This window comes from Leifsonia aquatica H1aii, assembly GCF_000633535.1.
Lineage (GTDB): Bacteria > Actinomycetota > Actinomycetes > Actinomycetales > Microbacteriaceae > Leifsonia > Leifsonia aquatica_A.
The window spans coordinates 93,833-101,368 of record NZ_AYMR01000013.1; the positions used below are offsets into that span (position 1 = coordinate 93,833).

Consider the following 7,536-nt stretch of genomic DNA (forward strand, 5'->3'; position numbering starts at 1 on the left):
GGCTGTGAGCGAGAACGCCCCCACCCTGTCCGACGTGGCCGCGCACGCCGGCGTCTCGCTGGCCACCGCCTCCCGCGCCCTCAACGGGAGCGCCCGCAAGGTGAACCCCGAGCTGCAGGACCGCGTGCTCGCCTCCGCCCGCGTGCTCGGCTACAGCGCGAACGTGCAGGCGCAGGCCGTCGCCCGCGGCACGAGCAACGTGGTGGCGCTCGTCGTGGGCGACATCGCCGACCCGTACTTCGCCTCCCTCTCGTCCGGGGTCGTGCGCGTCGCCGACGAGCGCGGGCTGATCGTGACGATCACCGCCACCGGTGCGTATGCGGGCCCGGAGTCGACGGCCCGTGAGGAGGCGGCGCTCGATGCCCTGCGCGGCCAGCGCCCGCGCGCCGTCGTGCTCGCCGGCAGCCGTGTGGCCGGAGCCGAGACCCGTGTCGGGGCCCGCGACCGGGTGGCCGTGATCGGCACCGGCGCGCCCGGGCTGCGCACCGTCGACGTGGACAACCGCGGCGGGGCGGCCGCGCTCGCGACCGAGCTGCTCGCGCTCGGCTACCGGGACGTCGCCGTGCTCGCCGGCCCCGCGGAGCTGGTCACCGTGCGCGACCGTGTCGACGGCTTCCGGTCCGTCATCCCCTCGGCCCGTGTCGTCCACACGGACTTCACCCGCGCCGGCGGGCACCTCGCGATGAGCGACCTCCTGGCGGCGGGCGACCGCCCCGAATGCGTCTTCGCGGTCAGCGACGTGATGGCCATCGGAGCGATGGCGGCGCTGCGGGAGGCCGGCATCGCGCCGGGCACGGAGGTCGCGGTCGCCGGGTTCGACGACATCCCCCTCGTCGCGGATGTGACGCCGGCCCTCACCTCGGTCGCGCTGCCGCTGGCCGATCTCGGCGCGCGCGCCCTCGAGCTGGCGCTGGCGGACGACCCGGTGCCCGCGGCGCCGATCCCGGCCGTGGTGCGCCTGCGCGCCTCCACCCCGCGCCGCTGACGCTCCCGCGCCCGCCGCGCGCGGCGGGGACGCACATCGTCGTTCCGGCCCCGCCGGAGCGACAGAATGGGTCCCCGCACCGCGGCATGTCGTGACAGGAGCTGCACCGCAGGGGACGCAGAAAGTCGCTCCGGCGAGGCCGGAGCGACGTTCCGCGGCCCCTGGGCGATCGGTGCGCTCCGTGCGATGCTGTGCACCCCTGCACCAGTCCGTACGTTCGAGCACCGGTCCCGCAGGACCTCCTTCCCGACCCCCCGACGCCGGAATCCGGTGGTCACGACACGCCGTCGGCGCGCCCTCCAGCGCGGCATGTCGTGACCATTGGATCGGCCGGGCTACAGCTTCACGCCTCCCGAGATCAGGTCGATCTTCCAGTAGCGCTGCAGCGACAGGAAGAGGATGGCGAGCGGCACGATCGAGACCAGCACGCCGGCGATGACGATCGAGTACTGCGCCGCCTGGCCGCCGGTGATGATCATCAATCCGTAGAGACCGAGGGTCAGCGGGTACAGCTGGTCGTTGTTGAGCATGACGAACGGCAACAGGAAGTTGTTCCAGATGCCGATGAACTGGAGCAGGAACACCGTGACCAGGGCGGGCATCATCAGCCGCGAACCGACCGACCAGAAGATCCGCCACTCGCTGCCGCCGTCGATGCGGGCCGCCTCCATGATCTCGTCGGGCACGGAGGCCTCCGCATAGATCTTGCAGAGGTAGATCGCGAACGGCGACACCAGCTGAGGGAGGATGACCGACGCGTAGTTGTTCGTCATCCCGAACTTCGCCATCAGCAGGAACTGCGGGATCGCGAGCATGATCTGCGGCAGGAGGACGGCCGCCACGATGAGCCGGAAGATCCACTTCGACCCGGTGAACCGGTACTTGCCGAGCGCGTAGCCTGCGGCGCCCGCGACGACGGTGGAGAGCACGCCTCCGCCGATCGCGTAGACGACGGAGTTGAGCGCCCAGCGGCCGAAGATGCCGTTGTTGTAGGTGAACAGCGCCTCCATGTTGGTCCAGAACCCGCCGGTGAAGGAGGGCACGAACGGGGGAGTGGAGAACAGTTGGTCGTTGGTCTTGGTCGACGCGATGACGATCCAGAGCACGGGCAGCACGCAGTACAGCGCGCCGACGATGAGGATGAGCGTCGGTACGATCCGTACGCCCGAGCGGGTGCGGAGCGGGGCCCTCGCGGCGCGGGGCGTCGCGGCCCGTTCGCTGGTCAGGGTGGTCATCGGGTCTCCCTCCGGGCGATGCGCCGGCCGATCACGTTGACGAGCACCGTGGCGGCGACCGTCATGACGATGAGGATGAACGAGGTCGCGGCGCCCTCGTAGATGCTGTTGTTGACGAAGGCGTCGGTGTAGACGCGCATCAGGGGCACCCAGGTCGACGAGATCGCGTTGGCCAGCGGCTTGAGCGTCGTCGGCTCGTTGAACAGCTGCAGCGCGCCGATCACCGAGAAGAGGGCGACCATCGTGATGGCCGGGGCGATCAGGGGCAGCTTGATGCGCAGGGCGATCTGCAGCTCGGAGGCGCCGTCGAGCTCCGCCGCCTCGAAGAGGTCTTTCGGGAGGCTGCGGACCGCCGTGTAGAGGATGACCATGTTGAACCCGACGACACCCCACACGGCGACGTTGGCGACCGAGAAGAAGATCCCCGTGCTGCCGAAGTAGTCGATGACACGGCCGCCGATCGGGCTGGTGGCCGGCAGGTACATGAAGCCCCAGAGCAGGGAGGCGACCACACCCGGGACGGCGTAGGGCAGGAAGATCGCGAGCCGGGTGATGCCGACGAGCCGGGCGCGCTTGGCGTCGAGGCAGAGGGCGAAGACGGTCGCGAGCACGATGGTGAGCGGCACCCCGATGAGGGCGACGATGAGCATCCGGCCGAGGCTCGCCCAGAACTCCGGATCGACGAGGGTGCTGATGTAGTTGGCGAACCCGGCGAACACCTCGGTGGGTTCGCCGCCGCCGAGCAGTCCGCCGCCCACCTTGAGCTGCAGGAAGCTGAGGACGACCGCGTAGATTCCGGGCGCCACCGTGAACAGCAGCAGCAGGACGACCGCCGGGGTGACCAGCAGCACGGGCAGAAGGGTGGGTCCGCGGCGGCGACGACGCGTGCTCGCCGGGGCGGGGGAGGCGCGGCGGCCGGTGCGTGCCGGCGCCGGCGGTGCGGTGCTGTCTCCGATGACGGCCATGTGCTGATTCTCCTCGGACGGGGCTGGAGGGGGTGGTGCGGATGAAGCGGGGTGGTGCGGGTCGAGCGGATGGCGGGGTGGTGCCGGGCGGAGGCGACGGGATGGTCGCGTCACCCCCGCCCGGGGCGGATCCGGGAGGTCAGCCGGCGACCTTGAACCCGATCTTCTTCATGTCGGTCACCGTGGCCGACTGCATCGTGTCCAGCGCGGCCGACAGCGCGGTCTTGTTCTGCAGGGCCGCGGCGAACGCGTTCGAGTACGAGTCGAAGGTGACGTTGGCGTTCGGTCCCCAGATGTCGAAGGTCCGCACGCCCTTGGCGACGGTCGCCATCAGCGTGTTGTAGTCGGGCTGGTTCGACATGAACGGCGGCGGGGTCTGCAGCTCGGGAGCCGATTGGTTCGAGAGGCTCGCCGGGAAGACCTGGACGTTCTTGATCAGCGACGCGACGCCCTCCTTGGAGGAGTTCATCCACTTCACGAACTTCGCGGCCTCGGCGGGGTGCTTCGAGTTGGCCGTGACCGCCTCGGTCTCGCCGCCCCAGATGCCGACGGTGGTGTCACCGGCGGTCCAGGCGGGGAGCGCGACGGCCTCCCACTTGCCCGCGGTGTCCTTCGCGATCGACGGGAGCTGGTTGGGCGCCCACTGCGCGCCGACCCAGCCGACCAGGGTGCCGTTGTTCATGTCGGTGTTCCACTGCGCGGACCAGTTCGGCTCGGGGCTGACGACGCCCTGGTCCACGAGGCCGCTCCAGTAGTCGGCGACCTTCTTGCTGGCCGCGTCGTTGATGTTCACGCTCCAGGTGTCGCCGGAGGCGCTCCACCAATTGGCGCCCGCCTGCTGCGCGAGACCGGCGAACCAGCCCGGGTCGGCGGCGGTGAAGTTGCCGATGTACTTGGAGGGGTCGGCCGCGTGGATCTTGGCCGCGTCCGCCGCGTACTCATCCCAGGTCTTCGGCGGGGTCAGGCCCAGCGAGTCCCAGATGTCCTTGCGGTAGAAGAACACCATCGGGCAGACGTTCTGCGGCACGCCGTAGGTCTTGCCCTCGAACTGCACCTGCGCGAGCGTCGACTTCGAGAAGTCGCTGGAGAGGTCTCCGACGTACTCGTCGATCGGGATGACCACCTTGTTGGCGATGAGCGCCGGGAGGGCCTGGTACTCGACCTCGGTGACGTCCGGGTTGGTCCCGGCCTTGTTGTTGGTGATGAGCTTGTTGTAGAGCGTGTAGCCGGTGCCGGACGGTTTGGTCAGCTTGACCTGGATGTCCGGGTTGGCCTTGTTCCACTCGTCGACGACGGCCTGCATGCCGCCGTCCCAGTTGACATAGGACAGGGTGACCTTGCCGCCCGACGTCGAGCTTCCGCTCGGCGAGCTGGAGCAGCCGGTCAGGACCGTGGCGGTCGCGGCGGCGACGCCGACGATCGCGCCGATGGTCCTCAGCGTTGACTTCCTCACTGTGTGCATCTCCTTCGATGGTTTCGTGGTGCGGTGGGGTCTGTACGGTTCGTGGGGTCTGTACAATTCGTGCGGTCTGTGCGGTCTGTGCGGTCTGTGCGGTTCGTGCGGTCTGCGGGGCGTGCGGCTCAGCCCTCGGCCCAGGCGGGGTAGCGCACGGGGGAGGTCTGGAGGCCGATCCACTGCCGGCGGGTGAAGCCGGCGAGCTGCCCCTCGCCGCCGTGGCGGGCGTACCCGTCGTTCACGTGCACCTCGTTGCTCTGCACCCGCTCCGCGAAAGCGAGCCCGCGCATCGGGTCGCCGGTGAAGACGGAGTTCATGAGCGTGCGGTGCCGATTGACGAGGGCGAGCGCCTCCGCCTCGGAATCGACGACGGTGATGGGCATCACCGGGCCGAAGATCTCCTCGGTGAACACGGGCATCTCCGGGGTGACCCCGGTGAGCACGGTCGGGCGGTGGAAGAGGCCGTCGTGGGTGCCGCCCGTCGCGACCGTCGCACCGGCGGCGATCGAGGGGGCGACGAGACCATCGGCGAAGCGGCGCAGCTGGGTCTCGCTGATGATCGGGCCGAGGTCGACCTCCTCGCGGAGCGGGTCTCCGACGCGGAGGGCGCGCACGCGCTCGACGACGGCCTCGGTGAACGCGTCCGCGACCTCCCGCTGCACGATGTGCCGGCCGGCGCTGATGCAGGTCTGCCCCTGGTACCAGAGCGCCGACCACACCGCGCAGCTGGCCGCCTGGTCGATGTCGGCGTCGTCGAGCACGACGAACGCGTTGTCGCCGCCGAGCTCGGTGGCGACCGGGGTGAAGGTGCGGGCGGCGAAGTTGGCGATCTGGTGGCCGACCTCGAACGAGCCGGTGAAGTGGATGAGGTTCAGGCCCGGGTGCTCGCTGAGCGTCCGTCCGGTGGTCGGCCCGTCTCCCGGGACGACCGCGAAGACACCGGCGGGGACGCCCGCCGCGAGTGCGGCTTCGGCCAGGATCTGGCCTCCCGCGACCGGCGTGAGCTCCGCCGGCTTGAGCACGACGGCGTTGCCGTAGGCGAGTCCCGGTGCGAGGGCGCGCATCGCGAGGCTCATCGGGTAGTTCCAGGGGACGATCAGCCCGATGACGCCGAGCGGCACGGCACGCGAGAGCGACAGCTTGCCCTGCTTGTACGGCGGGAGGATGCTGCCCGCGTTCTCGGTCAGCTGGGTCGCGGAGTTGTTCAGCTGGGTGATCGACTGGCCGAGCTCCTCCTCCGCTTTCTCGAGCGTGCCACCGGTCTCACGGATGAGCAGCGTGAGCAGCTCGTCCCGCCGGTTCTCCAGCTCCTCGGCGAAGCGGCGGATGATGGCAGAACGGGTGTTGGCGTCGACGTCCGCCCACCCAGGCTGGGCGCGGCGCGCCGCCTCGACGGCGCGGTCGACCTGGGCCGGGGACGCGTTGCCGTAGCTGGCGAACGGGACGCCGGCCGCTTTGTCGAGCACGGGGAGGCCGTCGCCGGCCTCGGGTCGCTCGAACCGGCCGTCGATGAACACCTGGACGTCGTAGTCGCGCAGTTCGCGCATGGTGGGTGCCTCCTGGGCGGGCGAAGGGGACGGGCTGGGTACGGTGACAGTCTCAGGCAACGGCGATCAGAGCTTCCTTCGTGACGGGATGTTCGGCCGGCTCGCCCGCAGCGAAGCGTTCGACCTCGTGCAGGGCGCACTCGCCGAGGCGCCGCAGCTCGGTGCCGAGCGCGCCGGCGACGTGCGGGGTGAGGACGACGCCGGGCAGGGTCCGCAGCGGGTGGTCGGCGGGGAGCGGTTCGGGGTCGGTGACATCGAGCACGGCGCGCAGGCCGCGGTCGCGCACGGCGGCGGTGAGGGCCTCCTGCTCGACGATCGGCGCGCGGGCGGTGTTGATGAGCGTGGCGCCGTCGGGGAGGAGTGCGAGCTGCGCCGCGCCGATCATCCCGACCGTCTCGGGCAGCAGCGGAGCGTGCACGCTGACGATCGAGGAGCGCTCGAACAGCTCGTCGAGACCGACGCGGCTGGCGCGGCGGAGCACGGGGTCGCCCGCGGCGAGGTAGGGGTCGTAGAGCAGCACGTCGATGTCGAACGGCTCCAGCAGCTCGATCACCCGGCGGCCCACGCGGGAGGCGCCGACGATGCCGACGGTGCGGCCGAAGTTGCCGATCGCCGGGTCGGGCTCGTGGGCGTAGACCTGCGGATCGGCCGCGTAGCCGCGGATGTAGTCCGGGACCCGCTTGCCGGCCAGCAGGATCATCGCGAGCGTGTACTCCGCGACCGGGTAAGCGTTGGCGCTCGCCGCACTGGTGACCAGCACGCCGCGCTCCCAGACCACGTCGTCGATGTGGCCCTTGACCGTGCCGGCGGCGTGGACGATCGCGCGCAGCCGGGGCATCCGGTCGAGCTCGGCGGCGCCGATGCGAGGAGCGCCCCAGCCGGTGATGAGGACCTCCACGGTGTCGAGGAGGCCGGCCGGGGCGGCGGCGAAATCGGTGATGGTGAGGCCCGGGTCGAGCTCGGCGGAGCGGACGAGCGCCGCCAGGTGGTCGGCGCCGAACAGCAGCTCGGGCAGGTCCGGCCGCATGGCGAACGCGGCGACGGGCGTGCGTCGTGCTGTCATCGTCGACTCCTCGGGTGGGGCGGATTGCGCATTCCCAGAATGCGCATTCCCGAGTATGCGTCCGCCGATCCCCGTTCGTCAAGAAGAACTTCGGGAGGCGCTCTCGGGCCTCCGCCTCGTGGTCGCGACTCGCCGCGCGGGAGCGCGCACACGGCGCGTCATGACCACTCGACGTGGAGCTGGAGCTGCCAGGCGAGCGATTGGTCGCGACATGCCGTCCGGGTGTGGCTGCCGGCGGCGTGTCGTGACAACTCGATGAGCGGGGGTGGAGTGGGCGGAGTGGGG

6 protein-coding genes are annotated in these 7,536 nt (G+C 70.6%); 1 reads left to right on the forward strand and 5 read right to left on the reverse strand.

All coding sequences use genetic code 11. The features are described 5' to 3' along the window. Positions 1–4: 4 nt before the first annotated feature. Entirely contained in the window at positions 5–985 is a 981-nt protein-coding gene (locus U870_RS0114680) for a LacI family DNA-binding transcriptional regulator (RefSeq protein ID WP_025158137.1), read from the forward strand. A 335-nt stretch (positions 986–1,320) separates the two neighbouring features. On the opposite strand, the gene U870_RS0114685 is transcribed toward U870_RS0114680, so the two are convergent. From U870_RS0114685 to U870_RS0114705, 5 genes are all read right to left on the reverse strand, one after another. Next, positions 1,321–2,220, reverse strand: a complete 900-nt coding sequence (locus U870_RS0114685; protein WP_025158138.1) for a carbohydrate ABC transporter permease — start codon at positions 2,218–2,220, stop codon at positions 1,321–1,323. Next, on the reverse strand, positions 2,217–3,185 hold the full coding sequence (locus U870_RS0114690) for a carbohydrate ABC transporter permease (protein WP_025158139.1): 969 nt from the start codon (positions 3,183–3,185) through the stop codon (positions 2,217–2,219). The genes U870_RS0114685 and U870_RS0114690 overlap by 4 nt, the downstream gene beginning before the upstream one ends. Positions 3,186–3,324: 139 nt before the next feature. After that, entirely contained in the window at positions 3,325–4,638 is a 1,314-nt protein-coding gene (locus U870_RS0114695; RefSeq protein WP_025158140.1) for an ABC transporter substrate-binding protein, read from the reverse strand. 128 nt (positions 4,639–4,766) lie between these two features. Next, a complete protein-coding gene (locus tag U870_RS0114700; RefSeq protein ID WP_025158141.1) occupies positions 4,767–6,188 on the reverse strand; it encodes an aldehyde dehydrogenase family protein in 1,422 nt (473 codons plus the stop codon). A gap of 52 nt (positions 6,189–6,240) precedes the next feature. Next, on the reverse strand, positions 6,241–7,251 hold the full coding sequence (locus U870_RS0114705) for a hydroxyacid dehydrogenase (RefSeq protein WP_025158142.1): 1,011 nt from the start codon (positions 7,249–7,251) through the stop codon (positions 6,241–6,243). Between the last annotated feature and the right edge of the window lie 285 nt (positions 7,252–7,536).